The 21,284-nt window shown below is 70.1% G+C and carries 19 protein-coding genes; 7 read left to right on the forward strand and 12 right to left on the reverse strand.

Annotated elements, in window-relative coordinates; all coding sequences use genetic code 11:
* Window positions 1–418, forward strand: a 418-nt coding sequence (locus ACO2TI_RS14790; RefSeq protein ID WP_423285429.1) for an integrase core domain-containing protein, incomplete at its 5' end; no start/stop codon positions are given.
* On the opposite strand, the gene ACO2TI_RS14795 is transcribed toward ACO2TI_RS14790, so the two are convergent.
* Together ACO2TI_RS14795 and ACO2TI_RS14800 are read right to left on the reverse strand one after the other, a co-directional pair.
* Window positions 405–1,271, reverse strand: a complete 867-nt coding sequence (locus ACO2TI_RS14795; protein WP_423285431.1) for a DODA-type extradiol aromatic ring-opening family dioxygenase — start codon at window positions 1,269–1,271, stop codon at window positions 405–407. The two genes, ACO2TI_RS14790 and ACO2TI_RS14795, sit on opposite strands and share 14 nt — an antisense overlap.
* 57 nt (window positions 1,272–1,328) lie before the next feature.
* Window positions 1,329–1,772, reverse strand: coding sequence for a DoxX family protein (locus ACO2TI_RS14800; RefSeq protein WP_423285433.1), 444 nt, complete (start codon window positions 1,770–1,772; stop codon window positions 1,329–1,331).
* 171 nt (window positions 1,773–1,943) lie between these two features.
* Here ACO2TI_RS14800 and ACO2TI_RS14805 point away from each other — a divergent pair, with 171 nt between their 5' ends.
* From ACO2TI_RS14805 to ACO2TI_RS14815, 3 genes are read left to right on the forward strand one after another with little or no spacing between them, the layout of a single operon-like run.
* Window positions 1,944–4,496: an ABC transporter permease gene (locus tag ACO2TI_RS14805; protein ID WP_423285435.1), complete on the forward strand. Its 2,553-nt coding sequence runs from the start codon at window positions 1,944–1,946 to the stop codon at window positions 4,494–4,496.
* Between the two features lie 53 nt (window positions 4,497–4,549).
* Window positions 4,550–5,023 (forward strand): helix-turn-helix domain-containing protein, encoded by a 474-nt coding sequence (locus ACO2TI_RS14810; protein WP_423285437.1) that lies wholly within the window; start codon window positions 4,550–4,552, stop codon window positions 5,021–5,023.
* On the forward strand, window positions 5,016–5,726 hold the full coding sequence (locus ACO2TI_RS14815; protein WP_423285439.1) for a nucleotidyl transferase AbiEii/AbiGii toxin family protein: 711 nt from the start codon (window positions 5,016–5,018) through the stop codon (window positions 5,724–5,726). The genes ACO2TI_RS14810 and ACO2TI_RS14815 overlap by 8 nt, the downstream gene beginning before the upstream one ends.
* A 3-nt stretch (window positions 5,727–5,729) precedes the next feature.
* On the opposite strand, the gene ACO2TI_RS14820 is transcribed toward ACO2TI_RS14815, so the two are convergent.
* The 10 genes from ACO2TI_RS14820 to ACO2TI_RS14865 form a co-directional block, all read right to left on the reverse strand.
* Window positions 5,730–7,865 (reverse strand): methyl-accepting chemotaxis protein, encoded by a 2,136-nt coding sequence (locus tag ACO2TI_RS14820; protein WP_423285441.1) that lies wholly within the window; start codon window positions 7,863–7,865, stop codon window positions 5,730–5,732.
* Between the two features lie 38 nt (window positions 7,866–7,903).
* Complete coding sequence (locus ACO2TI_RS14825) at window positions 7,904–8,422, reverse strand: chemotaxis protein CheW (RefSeq protein ID WP_423285443.1); 519 nt, start codon at window positions 8,420–8,422, stop codon at window positions 7,904–7,906.
* 198 nt (window positions 8,423–8,620) lie between these two features.
* Window positions 8,621–10,207, reverse strand: a complete 1,587-nt coding sequence (locus tag ACO2TI_RS14830) for a methyl-accepting chemotaxis protein (RefSeq protein WP_423285445.1) — start codon at window positions 10,205–10,207, stop codon at window positions 8,621–8,623.
* A gap of 7 nt (window positions 10,208–10,214) precedes the next feature.
* A complete protein-coding gene (locus ACO2TI_RS14835) occupies window positions 10,215–11,813 on the reverse strand; it encodes a methyl-accepting chemotaxis protein (protein WP_423285447.1) in 1,599 nt (532 codons plus the stop codon).
* A 44-nt stretch (window positions 11,814–11,857) separates the two neighbouring features.
* Window positions 11,858–13,615: a methyl-accepting chemotaxis protein gene (locus ACO2TI_RS14840; RefSeq protein ID WP_423285449.1), complete on the reverse strand. Its 1,758-nt coding sequence runs from the start codon at window positions 13,613–13,615 to the stop codon at window positions 11,858–11,860.
* 30 nt (window positions 13,616–13,645) lie between these two features.
* Window positions 13,646–14,164, reverse strand: coding sequence for a chemotaxis protein CheW (locus ACO2TI_RS14845; protein WP_423285443.1), 519 nt, complete (start codon window positions 14,162–14,164; stop codon window positions 13,646–13,648).
* 44 nt (window positions 14,165–14,208) lie between these two features.
* The gene (locus ACO2TI_RS14850) at window positions 14,209–15,774 is read right to left on the reverse strand and encodes a methyl-accepting chemotaxis protein (protein WP_423285450.1); all 1,566 of its coding nucleotides are present in this window, start codon (window positions 15,772–15,774) and stop codon (window positions 14,209–14,211) included.
* Window positions 15,775–15,960: 186 nt separating this feature from the next.
* Window positions 15,961–18,084: a chemotaxis protein CheA gene (locus ACO2TI_RS14855; RefSeq protein WP_423285452.1), complete on the reverse strand. Its 2,124-nt coding sequence runs from the start codon at window positions 18,082–18,084 to the stop codon at window positions 15,961–15,963.
* A 10-nt stretch (window positions 18,085–18,094) separates the two neighbouring features.
* Entirely contained in the window at window positions 18,095–18,457 is a 363-nt protein-coding gene (locus tag ACO2TI_RS14860) for a response regulator (RefSeq protein WP_423285453.1), read from the reverse strand.
* 84 nt (window positions 18,458–18,541) lie between these two features.
* On the reverse strand, window positions 18,542–18,967 hold the full coding sequence (locus tag ACO2TI_RS14865; RefSeq protein ID WP_423285455.1) for a hypothetical protein: 426 nt from the start codon (window positions 18,965–18,967) through the stop codon (window positions 18,542–18,544).
* 216 nt (window positions 18,968–19,183) lie between these two features.
* Between ACO2TI_RS14865 and ACO2TI_RS14870 the strand changes: the two genes are divergently transcribed.
* Genes ACO2TI_RS14870 through ACO2TI_RS14880 form a run of 3 tightly spaced genes read left to right on the forward strand, consistent with a single transcriptional unit; the run spans window position 19,184 to window position 21,277 of the window.
* A complete protein-coding gene (locus ACO2TI_RS14870; RefSeq protein ID WP_423285457.1) occupies window positions 19,184–20,368 on the forward strand; it encodes a histidine kinase in 1,185 nt (394 codons plus the stop codon).
* Window positions 20,365–21,003, forward strand: a complete 639-nt coding sequence (locus tag ACO2TI_RS14875; protein WP_423285459.1) for a response regulator — start codon at window positions 20,365–20,367, stop codon at window positions 21,001–21,003. Before ACO2TI_RS14870 ends, ACO2TI_RS14875 begins: the two co-directional genes overlap by 4 nt.
* A gap of 19 nt (window positions 21,004–21,022) precedes the next feature.
* Window positions 21,023–21,277 (forward strand): DUF1272 domain-containing protein, encoded by a 255-nt coding sequence (locus ACO2TI_RS14880; protein ID WP_423285461.1) that lies wholly within the window; start codon window positions 21,023–21,025, stop codon window positions 21,275–21,277.
* The last annotated feature ends 7 nt before the right edge of the window (window positions 21,278–21,284 follow it).

Raw genomic sequence — 21,284 nt, forward strand, 5'->3', positions numbered from 1 at the left:
CGTGGCCTACACGGCGATGCACCCCGATGAGCGCAAGGACAGCGCCGTGCAGTTCCTGCGCGACGCCGTGGCGTACTACAACCGCCTGGGCGTGACCATCAAGCGGCTGCTGACGGACAACGGCTCGGCGTTCCGCTCCAAGCCCTTCAAGGTGGCCTGCGAGCAGTTGGGCATCCAGCACAAGTTCACCCGCGCCTACCGGCCGCAGACCAACGGCAAGGCCGAACGCTTCATCCAGTCGGCGCTGCGCGAGTGGGCCTACGGCTGGACCTACCAGAACTCAGACGAGCGCCAGCGGGCCCTCCACAGCTGGCAGCACCACTACAACTGGCACCGTCCTCATCACGGCATCGGCCGCCTTGCTCCGGCCTCCCGGCTACCGGGACATCGATACAACCTCTTGACTATTCACACCTAGCCGGCGTGTGCTCCAGCGCGCCGGCCAGCTGCGCCGCGCCGGCACCGAAAGCGTACGCGTCCATGCCGAGCACGCCGTAAGTGACGCTGTCATGCAGGCGCGCGCTGTGTGCCAGGCCGCCGGCGCCGGCCGCGATGTAGAACGGCCGCCAGTGTTCGTCGCTCGGGTGCATGTAGGCCGCGTGCGGCGCCTGCGCGCGGTAGTCGAGCAGCCCGGCGCGGTCGGCTCGCGCCACGCGCTCGGCGACCCAGTCGCGAAACGCGCGGCTTTCGGCGATCTCGGCACCGCCCGCCGCCGGCTGCCCGCCGCCACGGAAGACCAGGCCGAGGTTGTGCGTGATGCTGCCGGAACCCATCACCAGCACGCCCTTGGCGGCAAGCGGCGCGAGTGCCTCGCCGATCGCCCACTGCGCGGCGGGCGGCTGCTGCGGCGCCAGCGCGAGCGGCACGACGGGGATGTTCGCGTCGGGCCAGGCAAAGCGCAGCACGCTCCAGATGCCATGGTCGAGGCCGGGCTCGTCGTCGAAGCGCTGGGTCGCGATGCCGGCGTTCTGAAGCCGCGCGGCGATGTCGTCGGCCAGCGCCGGCTCGCCGGGCGGGTCGTACTGCAGTTCGTAGAGCGCTGGCGGAAAGCCGCCGAAGTCGTGCACCGCGTGGTGCGTCGCGCTGCCCAGCACGATGGGCGCACGCGCCGAGGTGTGCGGCGAGACCGCGACGATCGCGCGCGGGCGACCGAACGCGCGCTCGATCGCCGGCCCCAGGCGCTGCATGAAGGCGCCGGCGGCGCCGGGCTCGATCGCGAGCATCGGCGAGCCGTGGGAGACGAAGAGGGCGGGCAGGGCGGCGGTGGTCATGCCCTCATTGCAGCACCGAGCCGCGCGGCGCGCGTTGCGCCGATTTGCATGCAGCGTTCAAGCCGCGCGCGGCGCGAGCGGACGACGGTAGACGCCTTCGCGGTCCGCGGCGGCCACGACCAGCAGCGAGACGAGCAGCGAGAGGCTGTACTCCATGCCGCCGCTGCCGTGCTCGCCGACGAACCAGCCGAGATGCCAATGGATGATCACGATGCCCATGAAGGCGATGAAGGCCAGCGGCAGCGTCGCCCAGCGCACGTGCCGGCGCGCCAGCAGCAGGCAGCCGCAGCCGATCTCGGTGATCGTGATCAGCCAGACCAGCAGCTCGCCCTGGGGCCAGCCGCGCTCCTCGAGAAAGTGGGCAAAGCGCGGGATCGTGCCGTTGAAGATGCGCGTCACCGCGTGCGCCATGAAGAACACCGCCACCGCAATGCGCAGCGCTTCGAGCGCGCCGCCGAGGGAAACGAAGGGCACGGCCTTGGCGAAATTCGGCTTGTTCATGGGTTGACCCCCGCAATGGTGATTGTTGGAGCCCGTCGTGCGGGCCGCGGATCGATGTCATGACGTGGCGCTTCTGGCGCCGGCGGCAGGGTAAGGGAGCTGCCGCTCGCGGCGGCTCGTCGAATACCCGCCCATGCGTGAAGCGCAGCCCCGGGGCGCTATCGTCGCGGCATGAACACCCCTTCGATCCTGCGCCTGGCGGCGCGCCAGGGCCTGCGCGATTGGCGCGCCGGCGAGCTGCGGCTGCTGCTGGTGGCCGTCACGCTGGCGGTCGCGGCGCTGAGCGCGGTCGGCTTCTTCGCCGACCGGCTCGAGGCCGGCCTCGCGCGCGACGCGCGCGCGCTGCTGGGCGGTGACGCCATCGTCGCCAGCGACCAGCCGACGCCGGCCTCGCTGGTCGAGCGCGCGCGCACGGCCGACCTGCGCACCGCCACCAGCGCCACGTTCCCGAGCATGGCGCGCGCGACCGACGCGCGTGGCGGCGCCAGCAAGCTCGCGGCGGTCAAGGCGGTGAGCGACGCCTATCCGCTGCGCGGCCAGCTCGAGCTCACGGCCGCCGCGGACCGCACGCCGCGCAACGTGCAGGGCGCGCCGCCGCGCGGCAGCGTCTGGGTCGAGCAGCCGCTGCTCGACGCGCTGGGCCTGGCGATCGGCGACACGCTCGAGCTCGGCGACGCCAGCTTCACGATCGCCGCGACGATCGCGCAGGAGCCCGACCGCGGTGCCGGCTTCATGGCCTTCGCGCCGCGCGTGATGCTCAACATGGCCGACCTCGAGTCGACCGCGCTGATCCAGCCGGCCAGCCGCGTGACCTACCGCCTCGCGGTCGCCTCGCCCGAGGCCAACGGCGCCGGCGACCGCCGCGTGCGCGCCTGGGTCGCCGAGACCGAGGCGCAGATCGCGCGCGAGGGCTGGCGCGGCATGCGCCTCGAATCGCTCGACAGCGGACGCCCCGAGATGCGCCAGACGCTGGACCGCGCGTCGCGCTTCCTGAACCTCGTTGCGCTGCTGGCGGCGCTGCTGGCCGCGGTGGCGGTGGGCATTGCCGCGCGCGACTACGCGCAGCGCCGGCTTGACGACTGCGCGATGCTGCGCGTGCTCGGCGAGCCGCAGCGCCGCATCGCGGCCGCCTACACGCTGGAGTTCGTCGGCGTCGGCGTGGTCGCCAGCGTGCTCGGCGTGCTGATCGGCCTGGCGGTGCATGGCGTCTTCGTCACGCTGCTGGCCGGCCTGGTCTCGGCCTCGCTACCGCCGCCGGGGCCGTGGCCGGCGGTGTTCGGCATCGGCGTGGGCCTCACGCTGCTGCTCGGCTTCGGCCTGCCGCCGGTGCTGCAGCTGGCCAGCGTGCCGCCGCTGCGCGTGATCCGCCGCGATCTCGGCGAGCTCAAGCCGGCCTCGCTGCTGGTGCTGGCGGCCGGTGGCCTGGGCTTCGCCGCGCTGCTGCTCGCGGTGGCTTCCGATCTCATGCTCGGCGCGATCACGGTCGGCGGCTTCGCCGCGGCGATCTCGCTGTTCGCCGGCCTGTCGTGGCTGGCGGTGCAGGCGCTGCGCCGCGCGGTGCCCGAGTCGCGCGCGCCGCGCTGGCTGGTGCTCGCGACGCGCCAGGTCGCCGCGCGCCCCGGCTATGCGGTGCTGCAGGTCAGCGCGCTGGCGGTCGGCCTGCTCGCGCTGGTGCTGCTGGTGCTGCTGCGCACCGACCTCATCACCAGCTGGCGCCAGGCCACGCCGCCCGACGCGCCGAACCGCTTCGTGATCAACATCCAGCCCGAGCAGGGCGAGGCGTTTCGCCAGCACATCGAGGCCGCCGGCGTGAAGCGCTACGACTGGTACCCGATGATCCGCGGCCGCCTGGTCGAGATCAACGGCCGCGCGGTCAAGCCCGAAGACTGGCACGAGGACCGGGCCCAGCGCCTGGTCGACCGCGAGTTCAACCTCAGCCACGCCGCGCAGCCGCCCGCGCACAACCCGGTCGTCGCCGGCCAGTGGGTCAGCGACGACCCCAACGCGCTGAGCGTCGAGCAGGGCCTGGCCGAGACGCTGGGCCTGAAGCTCGGCGACCGGCTGGTGTTCGACATCGCCGGCGTGCGCCGCGAAGGCCGCATCGACAACCTGCGCAAGGTCGACTGGGGCTCGATGCGCGTCAACTTCTTCGTGATGTTCCAGACCGCGACGCTGCCGCCGGAGCTGCCGGTGACCTATATCTCCGCTTTTCGCGCGCCCGAGAACGCGCAGGCCAACGGCTTCGACAACGCGCTGTCGCGCAGCTTCCCCAACATCACCAACGTCGACGTCTCGGCCTCGATCGCGCAGGTGCAGCGCGTGCTCGACCAGGTGATCCGCGCGGTCGAGTTCCTGTTCGGCTTCACGCTCGCGGCCGGCGTCGTGGTGCTGTTCGCGGCCGTCACCGCCACGCGGGAGCAGCGCGCGCGCGAGTACGCGGTGATGCGTGCGATGGGTGCCGGCTCCAGCCTGCTGGCACGCGTGCAGCGCGCCGAGCTGTTCGGCGTGGGCTTGCTGGCCGGCGTGCTGGCCTCGGCGGCCGCGGTCGCGGTCGGCTGGGCGCTGGCGCGCTATGCCTTCGAGTTCAGCTGGACTGCCTCGCCCTGGGTGCCGGTGGCCGGCGGCGCGGCCGGAGCGGTGCTGGCGCTGGCGGCCGGATGGTGGGGGCTGCGAGAGGTGTTGACGCGGCCGGTCGTGGAAACGCTGAGGCGGGCACCTGAATAGAAACAGCATCTCATTCTGTACATTTATAAATGGATGTATAAAATGAGAATCTAATGCCTGCGACAACACCTCCGCTCGGAGATCTGCTTGCCTCCCGGCTCGCGGCGCTGGGCGCCCAGTTGCGCGCACGTCGCAAGCAGTTGAAGGTCAGCGCCACGGCGGCCGCCGAATCGGCGGGCATGTCGCGCGTGACCTGGCACCGAATCGAGCGCGGCGAACCCTCGGTCACGATGGGGGCCTGGCTGGGTGCGATCGCGGCGCTGGGATTGGAGCTTGCGCTGGCGGACCCGCAGCAGCCGGCGCCCGAGGCGACCGCGCCGCCTGCACGCATCCGCGTCGCGGACTATCCGCAGCTGAGGCGGCTCGCATGGCAGCTCGACGAGGCCGCCGAGCTGACGCCGCAGGAGGCCCTGGCGACGTACGAGCGCAACTGGCGCCACGTCGATGTGCAGGCACTCGACGAGCGCGAGCGTGCTCTCGTGCAGGCGCTGGCCGCGCGGTGGGGTGGAGGGCGGCTGCTTGTTTGAGCGCGCGCATCACCAGCGCATCGCAGCCGTTCTCGAGGCGCTCGATGGCGATCTTCTCGCGGCCGACGGCTGCTGGTTCGGCGGCGGCACGGCGATCGTCTTGCGCTACGGCGAATACCGCGAATCGGTCGACATCGACTTCGTGGTCTCCGACCGCGACGGCTACCGGCGCCTGCGCCAGGCGTTGACCGGGGCCGAGGGGCTGCGCTCGATCGCCAGGCCTGGCGCCGCGTTGCAGGCCGTTCGCGAGATCCGCGCCGACCAGTACGGCATTCGCACGCTGCTGCGCAGCGGCGGCGTCGACATCAAGTTCGAGATCGTGCTGGAGGCCCGCATCGAACTCGCGGTACCGCGGGTGAGCGATCGCCTGTGCGGCGTGGCGATGTTGACGCCGCTGGATCTTGCGGCCACCAAGCTGCTGGCGAATGCGGACCGCTGGCGCGACGACGCGGCGCACAGCCGCGACCTGATCGACCTGGCGATGATGGCGCCGTCGAAAACCTTGCTGCGCCAGGCGGTCGCGAAGGCGGCGCTGGCCTACGGCGCGAGCGTCGAGGCCGATCTGCGCAAGGCCATCGAGGACCTGCGCGCACGCCCGCACCGACTCGACGTCTGCATGCAGGCCTTGCGCATGGACACGATGGCCAAGGCGCAGCTGTGGTCGCGCATCAGGGCGCTGGGACGCGCCCTGGAGACGGGCTGACGATCAGAACGTCGTCCAGTCGTCGTCGCTGACCGGCGTGGCGGTGCCGGTGGGCACGCTGTCCTTCAGCACGGGAGGTGCCGGCTTGCGCGCTGCGGGTGCGGCGTCGAGCTTGGGCTCGGCTTTGGCCGGCACGGGCGTGACGGGCGCAACCGCCGGCGCAGGCGCGGCGGCCCGCGCGATCACTTCGTGCGACTCGACGCGCGCCGCCAGGTCGAGGCGGAACACCGCCACCGCCTGCTGCAGGCGCTGCGCCTGCTCCTTGAGGCTCTCGGCCGCGGCGGCGCTTTGTTCGACCAGCGCGGCGTTCTGCTGCGTCATCTGGTCGAGGTTCGTCACCGCGCTGTTGACCTGTCCGATGCCGTCCGATTGCTCGGCCGCGGCCGCGGTGATCTCGCCGATGATGTCGCTCACGCGGCGCACCGAGGCGACGATCTCGTTCATCGCGCCGCCCGCGTCTTGCACCAGCTTCGCGCCCGAGTCGACCTTCTCGACCGAGGCGCCGATCAGCGTCTTGATCTCCTTGGCCGCCTGCGCGGAACGCTGGGCGAGGTTGCGCACCTCGCCGGCGACGACCGCGAAGCCGCGGCCCTGCTCGCCGGCACGTGCCGCTTCCACGGCCGCGTTGAGCGCCAGGATGTTGGTCTGGAACGCGATGCCGTCGATCACGCCGATGATGTCGGCGATCTTCTTCGAGCTGGCGTTGATCTCGTCCATCGTCGCGACCACTTGGGCCACCACCTCGCCGCCCTTGGCGGCCGAGGCCGTGGCCGACGAGGCGAGCTGGTTCGCGGTGCGAGCGGAGTCGGCGGTCTGCTTGACCGTGCCGGTCAGCTGCTCCATCGACGAAGCGGTCTGCTGCAGGTTGCTGGCCGTCTGCTCGGTGCGCGCCGAGAGATCCTGGTTGCCGGTGGCGATCTCGGTGGACGCCGTCGAGATCGAGTCGACCGACTGGCGCACCTGGCCGATGGTCTGCGTCAGGCGCTGGCGCATCGATTCGACGCCGCGGATCAGGTCGCCGATCTCGTCGCGCTGCTGGCTTTCGAAGCGGCGCGTCAGGTCGCCTTCGGCCACGGCCTGCACGGCGCCTTGCAGCTCGAGCAGCGGCCGCGCGACCGAGCGGCGCATCATCCAGAACAGGCCGAAGCCCAGCCCCAGGCTCGCGGCGCCCAACAGCAGCCAGAACGGCACCAGCGTCGCCCAATGGGTGCGCATCGCCTCGCCATCGGACACCTCGGCGACGACCCACCAGCCGTTGGTCTTGCTCTTGCGCACCACCGCCCAGGCGTCCGTCTGCGCGGCCGAGAACACCGGCCTGGCGTCGCGCGCAAAGCCGTCGGCCGCATCGCCCAGCTCGGCCAGGAACTTGAGCGCCTCGGGCATCGCGTCCTTGACCTTCTTGCCCTTCGCCTCGGGGTGGCTGATGAACACCGCATCGTCCCAGGACTTGCGCGGATCGATGATGTAGACGCCGCCGTGCTCGAAGAAGTGCGTGTCCTCGGCGATCTTGGCGATCGAGGCGTCGAAGGCCGCGATGTCGAAGCCGACGAACAGGATGCCGACCACCTTGCCGGCGTCGTCCTTGATCGCCTGGTAGCGGGTCATGTAGGGCTTGCCGAACAGCACGGCGCGGCCGTCGAAGCTGCCGCCTTCCATGATCTTGGCGTACGCCGGATGCGTCTTGCCCAGCAGCGTGCCGACGGCGCGTTCGCCGGACTCCTTCTTCAGCGAGGTGGCAATGCGCTCGAAGTCGTCGCCCTTGCGCATGAAGACGGTCGCGACGCCGCCGGTGTTGGCCGCGAAGCGGTCGACCGCCGAGGTCTCGCCGTTGACGGCGATGCCCCAGTTCTTCAGCTGGCCGGCGGCTTCGTCGAGCGTGAAGGTGGGGCCGAACTCGGCCTTGAAGCTGGCGTAGAACTTGTCGACCAGCACGCGCGAGGTCATGTCGAAGGCGTCGGCCGAGTCGGCGACCGACTGCGCCTTGTCGCCGACCCAGGTGACGATGCGCTCGCGCGAGGTGCCCGTCGCAATGACGCTCATCACGCCGCTGATGGTCATCAGCACGACGAACAGGCTGGCGGCGCCGATGATCGAGATGCGGCGCGCAACCGAGCCCTGGCTCATGGACTTGAGGTTCATGAGAGCTCCTGGAAGTTTGTTGTCTGGACCGTGTCCGCTCAGGCGGCGGCGTCGATGACGCCGAGCTCCTCGGAGGACATGAGGGACTCGATGTCGAGGAGGATGAGCATGCGCTCGGAGACGTTGGCGATGCCCAGCAGGAAGCTGGTGTCGACGAGGGTGCCCATCTGGGGAGCGGGCTTGATGGCCTCGTGGGGCAGCTCGAGGACGTCGGAGACGGAGTCGACGACGGCGCCGACGATGCGCCCGCGCACGCTGAGCACGACGACGGCGGTGATCGGGGTGATCTCGTCGTTGCAGCCGAACTTCACGCGCAGGTCGATGACGGGGACGATCACGCCGCGCAGGTTGATGACGCCCTTGAGGAAGGCGGGGGCGTTGGCGATGCGCGTGGGCGCCTCGTAGGAGCGGATCTCCTGGACCTTGAGGATGTCGATGCCGTACTCCTCGGCACCGAGGCGAAAGCTCAGGTACTCGCGCCCCGGGGCGCTGGCGGCGCCTTGCTGGCGAGCGGCTTCGTGGCGGGCCACCTGGGTGGCGTCGTGGATCATGTCCATGGAGGTCCTTTCGGATGTGCAGCGCCCGGTCATCGGGCCGGTGCGGGATGCCTGTCAGGGACTATCGGCTCGCGCGTGCATATCTGAAGGGCGGAACAACGAGGCGCTGGCCGCTCACATCACTCGCGTGCGCAATGTCACGGCGGAATCGGTCAATTCCGCCGCCGCACGGCCTCCCGGCCCGCGGCGAACATGCGTTCAGTGTTGCGCGGCGCGCGCAATCGCCATCGCGGCCTGGGCCTTCGTCTGTTCGACGCGGAACGCGGCCACGGCCTCGGCCAGCCGCTGCGCCTGCTCCTTGAGGCTCTCGGCCGCGGCGGCGCTCTCTTCGACCAGCGCGGCGTTCTGCTGCGTCATCTGGTCGAGGTTGGTGACGGCCGAGTTGACCTGGCCGATGCCGTCCGATTGCTCGGCGGCGGCGGCAGTGATCTCGCCGATGATGTCGCTGACGCGGCGCACCGAGGCGACGATCTCGTTCATCGCACCGCCCGCGTCTTGCACCAGCTTCGCGCCCGAGTCGACCTTCTCGACCGAGGCGCCGATCAGCGTCTTGATCTCCTTGGCCGCGTCGGCGCTGCGCTGCGCGAGGCTGCGCACCTCGGAGGCCACGACCGCGAAGCCGCGGCCTTGCTCGCCGGCGCGCGCGGCCTCGACCGCGGCGTTCAAAGCGAGGATGTTGGTCTGGAACGCGATGCCGTCGATCACGCCGATGATGTCGACGATCTTCTTCGACGAGTCATTGATCTCGTCCATCGTCGCGACGACCTGCGCGACCACCTCGCCGCCCTTGGCGGCCGACTCGGTGGCCGACGAGGCGAGTTGGTTGGCCGTGCGCGCGGAGTCGGCGGTCTGCTTGACCGTGCCGGTGAGCTGCTCCATCGACGAAGCGGTTTGCTGCAGGTTGCTCGCGGTCTGCTCGGTGCGCGCGGAGAGATCCTGGTTGCCGGTGGCGATCTCGGTGCTCGCGGTCGAGATCGAGTCAGCCGAGTGGCGGATGCCCTGGATCGTCGCGGCCAGCTTGCCTTGCATCTGTGTCAGCGCCTCGAGCAGTTGGCCGGTCTCGTCGCGCGACGCGACGATCGGCTCGACTTGCAGGTCGCCGTCGGCGACGCGGCGCGCCAGCGCCACTGCGTGCCGCATCGGTTGCGTGATGCTGCGCGTGATGACCCAGGCGCAGCCGGCGCCCAGCAGCAGCGCGATCGCGCCCAGCCCCAGGCTGATCGCGCGGCTGCGGCTGTTGGCGGCGTCGATCTCGGCTGCGGTCTGGTCGATCTGCTTGCGCTGGTGCTCGACGAAGTCGCGCATGCGGGCGAGATAGGCCTTGGCGCCCGGCTCGAACACGCTGGTGAACACCTGCGCGGCCTCGTCGAGCTTGCCCTCGCTCTTGAGCTTGCTGATCTGGTCGCGCGAGGACAGGTAGACCTTGCGCTTGGCCGCGATGTCCTCGAACAGCGCCTTCTCCTCGTCGCTGCGCAGCAGACCCTCGACGCGCTTCTGGAGCGCGCTCGAGCTTTCGGTCGACTGCTTGGCGTCCTCGGCGAAATAGCTGATCAGGGTCGCGTCGTTGCTGCGGGCGATGGCGCTGGTGCGGCGCACGCCGGAACTCAGGTTGGCATACCAGTCGCTGAGCATGCGCTCCTTGGCGATGGGCTCCTCCATCATCGCGCGCGTCGCCGCGGCGGAGGCGCTCATCTGCCACAGCACGATCGCGATGGTCAGCAGCGAGAGCGAGAGAACGAGCGCGAAGCCGAGGCCCAGGCGCTTGCCGATGGTCAGGTTGTTCATTGGGGAATCAGGCGTACTGCAGGGAGGCGGCGCCGTGGGTGCCGTCGAGTCGGAACGCGGCGACGGCCTCGGCCAGCCGCTGCGCCTGCTCCTTGAGGCTCTCGGCGGCGGCGGCGCTTTGTTCGACCAGCGCGGCGTTCTGCTGCGTCATCTGGTCGAGGTTCGTCACCGCACTGTTGACCTGGCCGATGCCGTCCGATTGCTCGGCGGCGGCGGCGGTGATCTCGCCGATGATGTCGCTGACGCGGCGCACCGAGGCGACGATCTCGTTCATCGCGCCGCCCGCGTCTTGCACCAGCTTCGCGCCCGAGTCGACCTTCTCGACCGAGGCGCCGATCAGCGTCTTGATCTCCTTGGCCGCCTGCGCGGAACGCTGGGCGAGGTTGCGCACCTCGCCGGCGACGACCGCGAAGCCGCGGCCCTGCTCGCCGGCACGTGCCGCTTCCACGGCCGCGTTGAGCGCCAGGATGTTGGTCTGGAACGCGATGCCGTCGATCACGCCGATGATGTCGGCGATCTTCTTCGAGCTGGCGTTGATCTCGTCCATCGTCGCGACCACTTGGGCCACCACCTCGCCGCCCTTGGCGGCCGAGGCCGTGGCCGACGAGGCGAGCTGGTTCGCGGTGCGAGCGGAGTCGGCGGTCTGCTTGACCGTGCCGGTCAGCTGCTCCATCGACGAAGCGGTCTGCTGCAGGTTGCTGGCCGTCTGCTCGGTGCGCGCGGAGAGATCCTGGTTGCCGGTGGCGATCTCGGTGGAGGCCGTCGCGATCGAGTCGCTGCTCTGGCGCACCTGGCCGACCATGCCGCGCAGCGCGCTTTGCATCGCCACCAGCGAGCGCTGCAGCGCCGCCGTCTCGTCGCGGCCTTCGACCTGCGCGTCGCGCGAGAGGTCGCCGGCGGCGATCGCATCGGCGAAGCTGCGCGCCTCGTCGATCGGGCGGCAGATCGAGCTCATGTTGGCCAGCGTCAGCGGCACGACGACCAGCACGGCCACGAGCACGGCGGCGCCGAACAGCCACACGGTGGCGGTGACGGCCGAGGCCATGTCGGCTTGCGAGTTCTTCGCTTCCTGGCGCAGCGACTCGTTCAGCTCGCCCAGGTACTTCTCCGAGGCGTGGATCGCTTCCTTGGCCGGGGCGAGCATGCGGTTGGCGACCGCGGCGCTGTCGTAGCCGGCGGCATCGAGCTGGCGCAGCACCGGCGCGATCTTCTGGGCATAGGCGGCAAGCTGGGGCTGCAGCTGGCGCAGGATGACGTTGTCGGCATCCTCCTCGCCGGACAGCATGGCCTCGATCAGCTTGTTAGTCTGCGCCAAGGTCGCATCCCACTTCTTGCGATAGGCGGCCACCTGCTCGGGGTTGTCGTAGTTGAGCAGCATGTCCTTTTCGTAGCGGCGCAGGTCGCCCATCGCGCTGCGCAGCTCGGCCAGCTCGCCGGCCTCGGCCACGGTGTTCTCGGCGAACGCGGCATTGATGCCCTGGATGCGGAACATGCCGTACAGCCCCGCGCCGCCCACCATGGCCAGCAGGACCAGCACCGTGCCGATCGCGCCGACCATGCGCAGACGGATCGTGTAGTTGCGCATCAGCTGGAAAAGAAAACTCATGGCCTATCCCTGCGGTGACTGCGTTGCGTGGGTCGCGGCGGACATCAGAAGGTGGTCCAGTCGTCGTCGCTCGGCGCGGCCGCAGGGGCCGCCGCCGGCGTGGGCTGGACCGGTGCCGCCGCCACCTTGGTTTTCGGCTTCGACGCGGCAGACTTGACTGCAACCGGCGCGGCTGCCTTGGCGATGGCGGCCTTGGCCTGCGTCTGCGCCAGCGCTTGGACCTTCGGCGGCGCCTGGACCTGCGCCTGCGCCCGCAGCTGCTCGACGCGGAACGCGGCGACGGCGTCGGCCAGGCGCTGCGCCTGCTCCTTGAGGCTCTCGGCGGCGGCGGCGCTCTCTTCGACCAGCGCGGCGTTCTGCTGCGTCATCTGGTCGAGGTTGGTGACGGCCGAGTTGACCTGGCCGATGCCGTCCGATTGCTCGGCGGCGGCGGCGGTGATCTCGCCGATGATGTCGCTGACGCGGCGCACCGAGGCGACGATCTCGTTCATCGCGCCGCCCGCGTCTTGCACCAGCTTGGCGCCCGAGTCGACCTTCTCGACCGAGGCGCCGATCAGCGTCTTGATCTCCTTGGCCGCCTGCGCGGAACGCTGGGCGAGGTTGCGCACCTCGCCGGCGACGACCGCGAAGCCGCGGCCCTGCTCGCCGGCACGCGCCGCTTCCACGGCCGCGTTGAGCGCCAGGATGTTGGTCTGGAACGCGATGCCGTCGATCACGCCGATGATGTCGGCGATCTTCTTCGAGCTGGCGTTGATCTCGTCCATCGTCGCGACCACTTGGGCCACCACCTCGCCGCCCTTGGCGGCCGAGGCCGTGGCCGACGAGGCGAGCTGGTTCGCGGTGCGAGCGGAGTCGGCGGTCTGCTTGACCGTGCCGGTCAGCTGCTCCATCGACGAAGCGGTCTGCTGCAGGTTGCTGGCCGTCTGCTCGGTGCGCGCCGAGAGATCCTGGTTGCCGGTGGCGATCTCGGTGCTCGCGGTGGAGATCGAGTCGACCGACTGGCGCACCTGGCCGATGGTCTGCGTCAGGCGCTGGCGCATCGATTCGATCGCCTGCATCATCTGGCCGAACTCGTCGCCGCGCGAGGTGTCGACGCGCGTCTCGAGGTCGCCTTGCGCGATGCGGTTCGACGCCGCGATCGCGTCCTCCAGCGGGCGACGGATCGTGCGCAGCAGCGCCAGCGAGCAGGCCACCATGCAGCCGATGATGAACAGCACCACGACGGCAGCGATCATCACCGTGCGCTTGCGCTCGGCGCCAAAGGCCTCGCGCACTTCGATGGCACGCGCTTCCTGCAGCTTCACGAAATCCTGCAGCGCGCCCATGTAGACGGCGACCGCCGGCGTGAACACCGAATCGAGCTCGGTGCGCGCGGCATCTTGCTGGCCTTCGGCGCGCAGCTGCTTCATCTTCGCGTCGCTGGCCAGGACCGACTTGCGCAGCTCGCCGACCTTGGCGATCTGGGCGCGATCCGCGTCGGCGAGGTCCATCTCGCCGAGGGCCTTCTGGATCTTGTTGATCTCGCCGATGATGTCCTTGACCTCGTCCTTGAACGCGGCGCCGAGCGCAGGGTCGGACGAGATCGCCATCGCGCGCACGCGCAGGACGGCGGACTCGGTCAGGCGCGACCATTTCGCCGCGGCGTCGATCTTGGCGTCGGTGGCCGTCAGCGCGGCTTCGCTGCGCGCCTGCGTTTCGGCCGAGCGCCAGGCCGCGAAGCCGATCAGGCCCAGCAGCGTGACGATGTTGATCGCCATCACCAGCCACAGCTTGGTGCTGACGCGGATGCGGTTCATGTCCATGCCTTGGCCTTTCGTGGGCGGAGATTGCGCTCAGGCGGCGGCGTCGATGACGCCGAGCTCCTCGGAGGACATGAGGGACTCGATGTCGAGGAGGATGAGCATGCGCTCGGAGACGTTGGCGATGCCCAGCAGGAAGCTGGTGTCGACGAGGGTGCCCATCTGGGGAGCGGGCTTGATGGCCTCGTGGGGCAGCTCGAGGACGTCGGAGACGGAGTCGACGACGGCGCCGACGATGCGCCCGCGCACGCTGAGCACGACGACGGCGGTGATCGGGGTGATCTCGTCGTTGCAGCCGAACTTCACGCGCAGGTCGATGACGGGGACGATCACGCCGCGCAGGTTGATGACGCCCTTGAGGAAGGCGGGGGCGTTGGCGATGCGCGTGGGCGCCTCGTAGGAGCGGATCTCCTGGACCTTGAGGATGTCGATGCCGTACTCCTCGGCACCGAGGCGAAAGCTCAGGTACTCGCGCCCCGGGGCGCTGGCGGCGCCTTGCTGGCGAGCGGCTTCGTGGCGGGCCACCTGGGTGGCGTCGTGGATCATGTCCATGGTGTCTCTTTTCCCTCTCCCGATGCAGCGGGGAAGCGGTGGAATCAGTGGATGTGGGACTGGGTCTCCTCGAGCTTGAAGCTCGAGACGGCGTGGATCAGGCGCTGCGCCTGCTCCTTGAGGCTCTCGGCCGCGGCGGCGCTTTGTTCGACCAGCGCGGCGTTCTGCTGCGTCATCTGGTCGAGATGGGTGACGGCCGTGTTGACCTGGCCGATGCCGTCCGATTGCTCGGCGGCGGCGGCGGTGATCTCGCCGATGATGTCGCTCACGCGGCGCACCGAGGCGACGATCTCGTTCATCGCGCCGCCCGCGTCTTGCACCAGCTTCGCGCCCGAGTCGACCTTCTCGACCGAGGCGCCGATCAGCGTCTTGATCTCCTTGGCCGCGTCGGCGCTGCGCTGCGCGAGGCTGCGCACCTCGGAGGCCACGACCGCGAAGCCGCGGCCTTGCTCGCCGGCGCGCGCGGCCTCGACCGCGGCATTCAGCGCCAGGATGTTGGTCTGGAACGCGATGCCATCGATCACGCCGATGATGTCGACGATCTTCTTCGAGCTGGCGTTGATCTCGTCCATCGTCGCGACCACTTGGGCCACCACCTCGCCGCCCTTGGCGGCCGACTCGGTCGCCGACGAGGCGAGCTGGTTCGCGGTGCGCGCGGAGTCGGCGGTCTGCTTGACGGTGCCGGTGAGCTGCTCCATCGACGACGCGGTTTCCTGCAGGTTCGATGCGGCCTGCTCCGTGCGCGCCGAGAGATCCTGGTTGCCGGTGGCGATCTCGGCCGACGCGGTGCCGATGCTCTCGGTGCTCGCGCGGATGCCCGAGACCGTCTCGCGCAGGTGGTCTTGCATGCGCGCCAGCGCGCCGAGCAGCTCGCCGATCTCGTCGCCGCCGTGCACCGCCACGCGGCGGCTGAGGTCGCCGGTGGCGATCGACTCGGCGGTGCCGACCGCGACCACCAGCGGCTGGGTGATCGAGCGCGTCATGCTCCAGGCCAGCAGCGCGCCGGCGGCCAGCGCGACGAGCGAGACCAGGCCGAGCAGCCACTGCGCGTTGCGGCTGTGTCGCGAGAGCTGTTCGGAGCCGGCGTCGAGCCGCTGGTCCAACGCCTCGTACAGCGCGGTGATGCTTTGCAGGTAGGCGTCGGCGGCCGGCACCAGGCGCGCGTCGATCTGCGGCTGCGCCTCGGCCGAGTTGCCGGCCTTGAACAGCTCGCCGATCTCGGCGCGGATGCCCACGTAGGCCTTGCGCTTGGCGCCCACCGCGTCGAGCAGCGGCTTGAACTCGCCGTTCGCGATGCGCGCTTCGAGATCCTTCTGGAAGCCGCTGATCGTGTCGGTGGTCGCCTTCATCTGCGGCGTCAGGTAGGCCACCGTCTCGGCCTGGTAGCCGGACTTGGCGATCGTCAGCGCGCGGTTGAGGTTCAGGGCGGTCGAGGCCTTCCAGCGGTCGACCAGGGTCGTCGTCGTGTTCAGCTCGTCCAGCTCGGTGTTGATCGCGGCGATCTGGCGCAGCTGGATCACGCCCACCACCGCCATCACCAGCACGAGGGCGAGCACGACGGCGAATCCGGCACCCAGGCGCGTGCCGATGCGCAGTTGGTTCAGTCTCAAGCTACTTCCTCTCTCCGGGCCTGTTGCGGCCCTGTCGGCTGACTCTTGCGGTCGCCTTCGTGCGAAATCCCTGGTCTCAGATCAAACGTTCCACCGCTGCTGCCAGCGGTCGCCGCGGATCCGGCTTGGCCGGTCCGCTGACGGCGCCCCCTTGATGGGGAGGCGCCGCAGGCGCGTCGGGGGTGGTCAATGCCTTGCGTTGCGGATCAGCGAGCCGACGTCGAGGATCAGCGCGACGCGGCCGTCGCCCATGATCGTGGCGCCCGAGATGTCGGGCACCTTGCGGTAGTTGGCCTCGAGGTTCTTGACCACCACCTGCTGCTGGCCGAGCAGTTCGTCGACCAGCATCGCGACGCGCGCGCCCTCGGCTTCGACGACGACCATGATCGAGCTCGTCTTGTCGAGGTCGAAGCGCGGCACGCGGAACACCTCGTCGAGCGCGACAACGGGCATGTACTCATCGCGCACCTGCACCACGCGGCCGTTGCCGCCGATGGTCTTGATCGTGTCCTCGGTGACGAGGAAGCTCTCGACCACGCTGGCCAGCGGCAGGATGTAGCACTCGTCGCCGACGCCCACGCTCATGCCGTCCATGATCGCCAGCGTCAGCGGCAGGCGCACCGCGACGCGCATGCCGTAGCCCTCGGCCGAGTCGATCTCGACCGTGCCGCCCAGCGCGGCGATGTTCTTCTTGACGACGTCCATGCCGACGCCGCGCCCGGAGACGTCGGTCACCACCTCGGCGGTCGAGAAGCCGGGCTCGAAGATCAGGCCCCAGACCTCGCTGTCGGTCAGCGTGTCCGGCGCATGCAGGCCGCGCTCGCGGGCCTTCTTCAGCAGCTTCTCGCGCGACAGGCCCTTGCCGTCGTCCTTGACCTCGATGACGATGCTGCCGCCCTGGTGGCTGGCCGCCAGCGTGATCGTGCCGGTCTCGGGCTTGCCCTTGGCCACGCGCTCGGCGGGCGTCTCGATGCCGTGGTCGCAGCTGTTGCGCACCAGGTGGGTGAGCGGATCGGTGATCTTCTCGACCAGGCCCTTGTCGAGCTCGGTCGCCTCGCCCACGGTGACCAGTTCGACCTTCTTGCCCAGCTTGCCGGCCAGGTCGCGCAGCATGCGCGGGAAGCGCGAGAACACGGTCTGCATCGGGATCATGCGCACCGACATCACCGCTTCCTGCAGGTCGCGGGTGTTGCGGTCCAGCGCGGTCAGGCCCGAGACCAGGGTCTGGTGCGCCACCGGGTCGAGCTCGCGGCCGTGCTGCGCGAGCATGGCCTGCGTGATCACGAGCTCGCCCATCAGGTTGATGAGCTGGTCGATCTTCTCCACCGAGACGCGCAGCGTCGCCGACTCCAGCGAGGCGGCCGGCTTGGCGGCCTCGCGCGCGGCGGGCCGGGCGGCCTCGGCCTTGGGCGCGTCGGCGGCCGATGCGGCGGCGGCGGCGCCGGGCGCGCCCGGCGCGTTGTCGAAGAAGCCGTAGCCCGGGTCTTCCTCGCTGATCGGCGAGCCGGGCGCCTTGGGGAAGAAGCCGTAGCCGGGGTTGACGCGCTCGCCGCTCCACGGCCGCAGCACGGCCTGTTCGCGCGAGACGTGGAAGCCGAACAGGTCGAGCAGCTCGTTGTCCGAGCTGTGCGTCACGACCTTGAAGCGGCGCAGGCCGTCCTGGGCCATGCCGCCGTCGACCGCCTCGATCGTGCCGAGGTCGGTGATCTCCTTGAACAGCTCGACGATGCTGGCCGCCACCTCGGGGCGCGGCAGCGGGCCCAGCGTCAGTTCGAGGATGCGCTCGCCCTTGATCGTGACCGGCTCGTCGTGCTCGGGCAGCGGCGCGTCGATGACCGGCGCCGCGACCACGGGTGCGGCCGCGGCGCTCTCGCGAGCCTGCGGTGCCTCGCCGGCGACGAAGGCGCGGATGTCGGCCAGCAGGGCCGAGGTGTCGATCGCCTCGCCGCCGGCGCCCTGGTGGCGCGCGAGCTGCGACGACAGCGCATCGCCCGAGGCCAGCAGCACGTCGACCATCGCGGCGGTGGGCTGCAGTTCGTGGCGGCGCAGCTTGTCGAGCAGCGTCTCCATCTGGTGCGTCAGCTCGGCCACGTCGGCGAAGCCGAAGGTCGCCGCGCCGCCCTTGATGGAGTGCGCGCAGCGAAAGATCGCGTTGAGCGCCTCGTCGTCGGCACTGGCCACGTCGAGCTCGAGCAGCAGCTGCTCCATGCGCTCGAGGTTCTCGCCCGCTTCTTCGAAGAAGACGGCGTAGAACTGCGACAGGTCGATCCCGGCTGCGGCGTTCGCGCTCTCGGTGCTCATCTCGGCCATGTCGGGTTCCTCAGCGGATGACCTTGCGGATCACTTCGATCAGCTTGGCCGGATCGAAGGGCTTGACCAGCCAGCCGGTGGCGCCCGCGGCGCGGCCGGCCTGCTTCATCTGGTCGCTCGACTCGGTGGTCAGGATCAGGATCGGCGTGGCCTTGAACTGCGGGTGCTCGCGCAGCTTCCTGGTCAGCCCGATGCCGTCGAGCTTGGGCATGTTCTGGTCGGTCAGCACGAGGTCGAAGCTGCGCGCGCTGGCCTTGTCGAAGGCGTCCTGCCCGTCGACCGCCTCGGTCACCTGGTAGCCGGCGCTCTTGAGCGTGAAGGACACCATCTGGCGCATCGACGCCGAATCGTCCACGGCAAGGATGGAATGCATGGGGCGGTCTCTCTTGGTAGGAGGGAGGTAGGAAGGATCGAACGGGGTATCGGCAACGAGGGCGCGGAACTTGAGCCCGCGCCGTCAGAACAGCTCGATCGAGCCGGCGTCCATCTCGTCCTGCGTCACCGGGTTGGGGCGCAGCGGTGGCGGCGCGACGTAGGCGGATTCGTCGCCCTCGTCGTCGTCGCTGAAGGCCTCGCGCGCAACCTGGTCGGCGCAGCTGCGCAGGCGCTGCTGGGTGTGGTGGATCAGCTGCGAGGCCATGTCCTGGAACTGCAGCGCGGTCACCGCGCGGTGCAGCTCGCCGCGCAGCGCCTCGCAGCCCTGGGCCGGCACGGCCGAGAGCGCGCCGTGGAAGCTCGCGAGCAGCGCGTCGCAGGTGTCCGACAGCAGCCGCTGAAGGCGGTCGAGGTCGTTGTTCGCCGCCATCAAGTGGTCTTGAAGGTCGGCGGCCAGCAGCAGTGCAGGGGCGGTGTCCGCCGCTTGCAGGGGCGAGGCTGTCATCATCTTGGCTCCAGGCAGTCGCGCGGCGGCCCGTGCGAAGCGGCACGCTCGTCGCAACCCGGCGGCCCATCGGCGGGAACCGGGTTGCTAGAATTTTTTGCGAGCGGTCACTTCAGCGGTGTGCCGATCACGCGGCCAAAGACCCACCAGTTCCCGGCTTCGCCGAGGCCTTTCCCCGGCGAGCCTTCCGGACAAGCTCAGTCAGCGCCGACTCACCTCATGGCCCACATCCCCGCCACCTCCTCCATGGCCGACAGCGAGGCCCTGCGGCGGCTGCGCGTGCTGCATCTCGAGGATTCCGAACTCGACCACGAGCTCACGCTGGCGCACCTGCGCCGCGGCGGCCTGCTGCCCGATGCGCGGCGCGTGGAGACCGAGGCGGACTACATCGCCGCGCTGGCCGAGCCCTGGGACGTGATCCTGTCGGACTTCAACCTGCCGGGCTTCTCGGGCCTGTCGGCGCTGCAGATCCTGCGCGCGGGCGACCTGCTGCTGCCGTTCATCATCGTCTCGGGCGAGATCGGCGAGGACGTGGCCGTGCAGGCCATGCGCAACGGCGCCAACGACTACCTGCTGAAGAACAACCTGGCGCGCCTGGTGCCGGCGATGCTGCACGCGATCGACGCCACCGAGGCACAGCGCGCCAAGCGCGCGTCCGAGGACGCGCTGGCCGAGAGCGAGGAGCGCGCGCGCGAGCTGGCCCAGCACCTTCAGGCCTCGATCGAGCAGGAGCGCAGCGCGATCGCGCGCGAGATCCACGACGACGTCGGCGGCTCGCTGACGGCGCTCAAGTTCGACCTCGCCTGGATCGAGCGCAACGCGCGCCATCCCGAGATCGCCCAGCGCGCCCTCGAGGCGCTGGAGACCGTGGCCCACGCGATCGAGGCCAGCCAGCGCATCATGCACAACCTGCGCCCGGCCATCCTCGACCAGGGCCTGATCGCGGCGGTGCACTGGATGACCCAGCGCTTCGAGAAGCGCAGCGCGGTGCAGGCGGTGTTTCGCTGCAACGTCGACGAACTGCCGACGCTGCCGCCCGGCGTGCCGCTGGTGGCCTACCGCATGTGCCAGGAGGCGCTCACCAACATCACCAAGCACGCGCAGGCCAGCCGCGTGCAGGTGGACCTCACCATCGCCGGCGGCGTGATGTCGCTCGAGGTCAGCGACAACGGCCGCGGCCTGAGCGGCGAAGACCTCGCCAAGGCGCGCTCGTTCGGCATCCGCGGCCTGCGCGAGCGCGCGGCCACGGTGGGCGGCTGGATCGACCTGGCCAGCGGACCCGGCGGCACGACGCTGATCCTCAGCGTGCCCCTCGATGCCGAGGGCTCCGAACACGGCGACATCGACAGCGTTCCGGGCCGCACCGAGAATGCGGACGACCCGACCACCTGGGGAACGATATGACCATCAAGGTCATCCTTTGCGACGACCACGCGCTGATCCGCCGCGGCATCCGCGACACGCTCTCGGATGCGGCCGACATCGAGGTGGTCGGCGAGGCGGGCGACTACGGCGAGTTGCGCGCGCTGCTGCGCAACGTGACGGCCGACGTGCTCGTGCTCGACATCAACCTGCCCGGGCGCAGCGGGCTCGACGTCATGCATGCGCTCAAGGAAGACGCCAGCCACGCCGCGATGCGCGTGCTGGTGGTCAGCATGTTCCCCGAGGACCAGTACGCGATTCGCGCCTTGCGCGCCGGCGCCTACGGCTACGTCAACAAGGCCAGCGACACGCGCCAGATCGTCGACGCGGTGCGCATGGTCTCGCAGGGGCGCAAGTACATCACGCCCGAGATCGCGCAGATGCTGGCCGAAAGCCTCACCCAGCCGGCGGTGGAGTCGGCCCACGAGAAGCTCTCCGACCGCGAGCTGCAGACGCTGGTGCTGATCGCCAGCGGCAAGCGCTTGTCCGACATCGCGCAGGAACTCACGCTCAGCCCCAAGACCGTGAGCGTCTACCGCGCCCGCGTGCTCGAGAAGCTGGGCCTGTCCAACAACTCCGAGCTCACGGTCTACGCGATCCGCAACGGGCTCGTCTGAACGAATCGAAGGAAGCGACATGCTCCAGATGCGCCCCGGCTGCGAATGCTGCGACACCGACCTGCCGCCCGACAGCGACCGCGCGCGCATCTGCACCTTCGAGTGCACCTTCTGCGCCGACTGCGCGCAGACCAAGCTCGCCAACACCTGCCCCAACTGCGGCGGCGAGCTGGTGGCGCGCCCGCGCCGGCCGCTGTCGAAGCTGGGCAAGTACCCGGCCTCGACCGAGCGCGTCTTCAAGCCCCAGGGCTGCGCAACCGCGACGCCGGCCTGACGGACGC

The sequence above is a fragment of the Caldimonas sp. KR1-144 genome (assembly GCF_049446155.1).
Lineage (GTDB): Bacteria > Pseudomonadota > Gammaproteobacteria > Burkholderiales > Burkholderiaceae_C > Rivibacter.

Coding starts and splice junctions, on each gene's coding strand:
- ACO2TI_RS14795 (WP_423285431.1), bottom strand. CDS start 1,271: ATGACCACCGCCGCCCTGCCCGCCCTCTTCGTCTCCCACGGCTCGCCG.
- ACO2TI_RS14800 (WP_423285433.1), bottom strand. CDS start 1,772: ATGAACAAGCCGAATTTCGCCAAGGCCGTGCCCTTCGTTTCCCTCGGC.
- ACO2TI_RS14805 (WP_423285435.1), top strand. CDS start 1,944: ATGAACACCCCTTCGATCCTGCGCCTGGCGGCGCGCCAGGGCCTGCGC.
- ACO2TI_RS14810 (WP_423285437.1), top strand. CDS start 4,550: ATGCCTGCGACAACACCTCCGCTCGGAGATCTGCTTGCCTCCCGGCTC.
- ACO2TI_RS14820 (WP_423285441.1), bottom strand. CDS start 7,865: ATGAACCTCAAGTCCATGAGCCAGGGCTCGGTTGCGCGCCGCATCTCG.
- ACO2TI_RS14825 (WP_423285443.1), bottom strand. CDS start 8,422: ATGGACATGATCCACGACGCCACCCAGGTGGCCCGCCACGAAGCCGCT.
- ACO2TI_RS14830 (WP_423285445.1), bottom strand. CDS start 10,207: ATGAACAACCTGACCATCGGCAAGCGCCTGGGCCTCGGCTTCGCGCTC.
- ACO2TI_RS14835 (WP_423285447.1), bottom strand. CDS start 11,813: ATGAGTTTTCTTTTCCAGCTGATGCGCAACTACACGATCCGTCTGCGC.
- ACO2TI_RS14840 (WP_423285449.1), bottom strand. CDS start 13,615: ATGGACATGAACCGCATCCGCGTCAGCACCAAGCTGTGGCTGGTGATG.
- ACO2TI_RS14845 (WP_423285443.1), bottom strand. CDS start 14,164: ATGGACATGATCCACGACGCCACCCAGGTGGCCCGCCACGAAGCCGCT.
- ACO2TI_RS14855 (WP_423285452.1), bottom strand. CDS start 18,084: ATGGCCGAGATGAGCACCGAGAGCGCGAACGCCGCAGCCGGGATCGAC.
- ACO2TI_RS14860 (WP_423285453.1), bottom strand. CDS start 18,457: ATGCATTCCATCCTTGCCGTGGACGATTCGGCGTCGATGCGCCAGATG.
- ACO2TI_RS14865 (WP_423285455.1), bottom strand. CDS start 18,967: ATGATGACAGCCTCGCCCCTGCAAGCGGCGGACACCGCCCCTGCACTG.
- ACO2TI_RS14870 (WP_423285457.1), top strand. CDS start 19,184: ATGGCCCACATCCCCGCCACCTCCTCCATGGCCGACAGCGAGGCCCTG.
- ACO2TI_RS14875 (WP_423285459.1), top strand. CDS start 20,365: ATGACCATCAAGGTCATCCTTTGCGACGACCACGCGCTGATCCGCCGC.
- ACO2TI_RS14880 (WP_423285461.1), top strand. CDS start 21,023: ATGCTCCAGATGCGCCCCGGCTGCGAATGCTGCGACACCGACCTGCCG.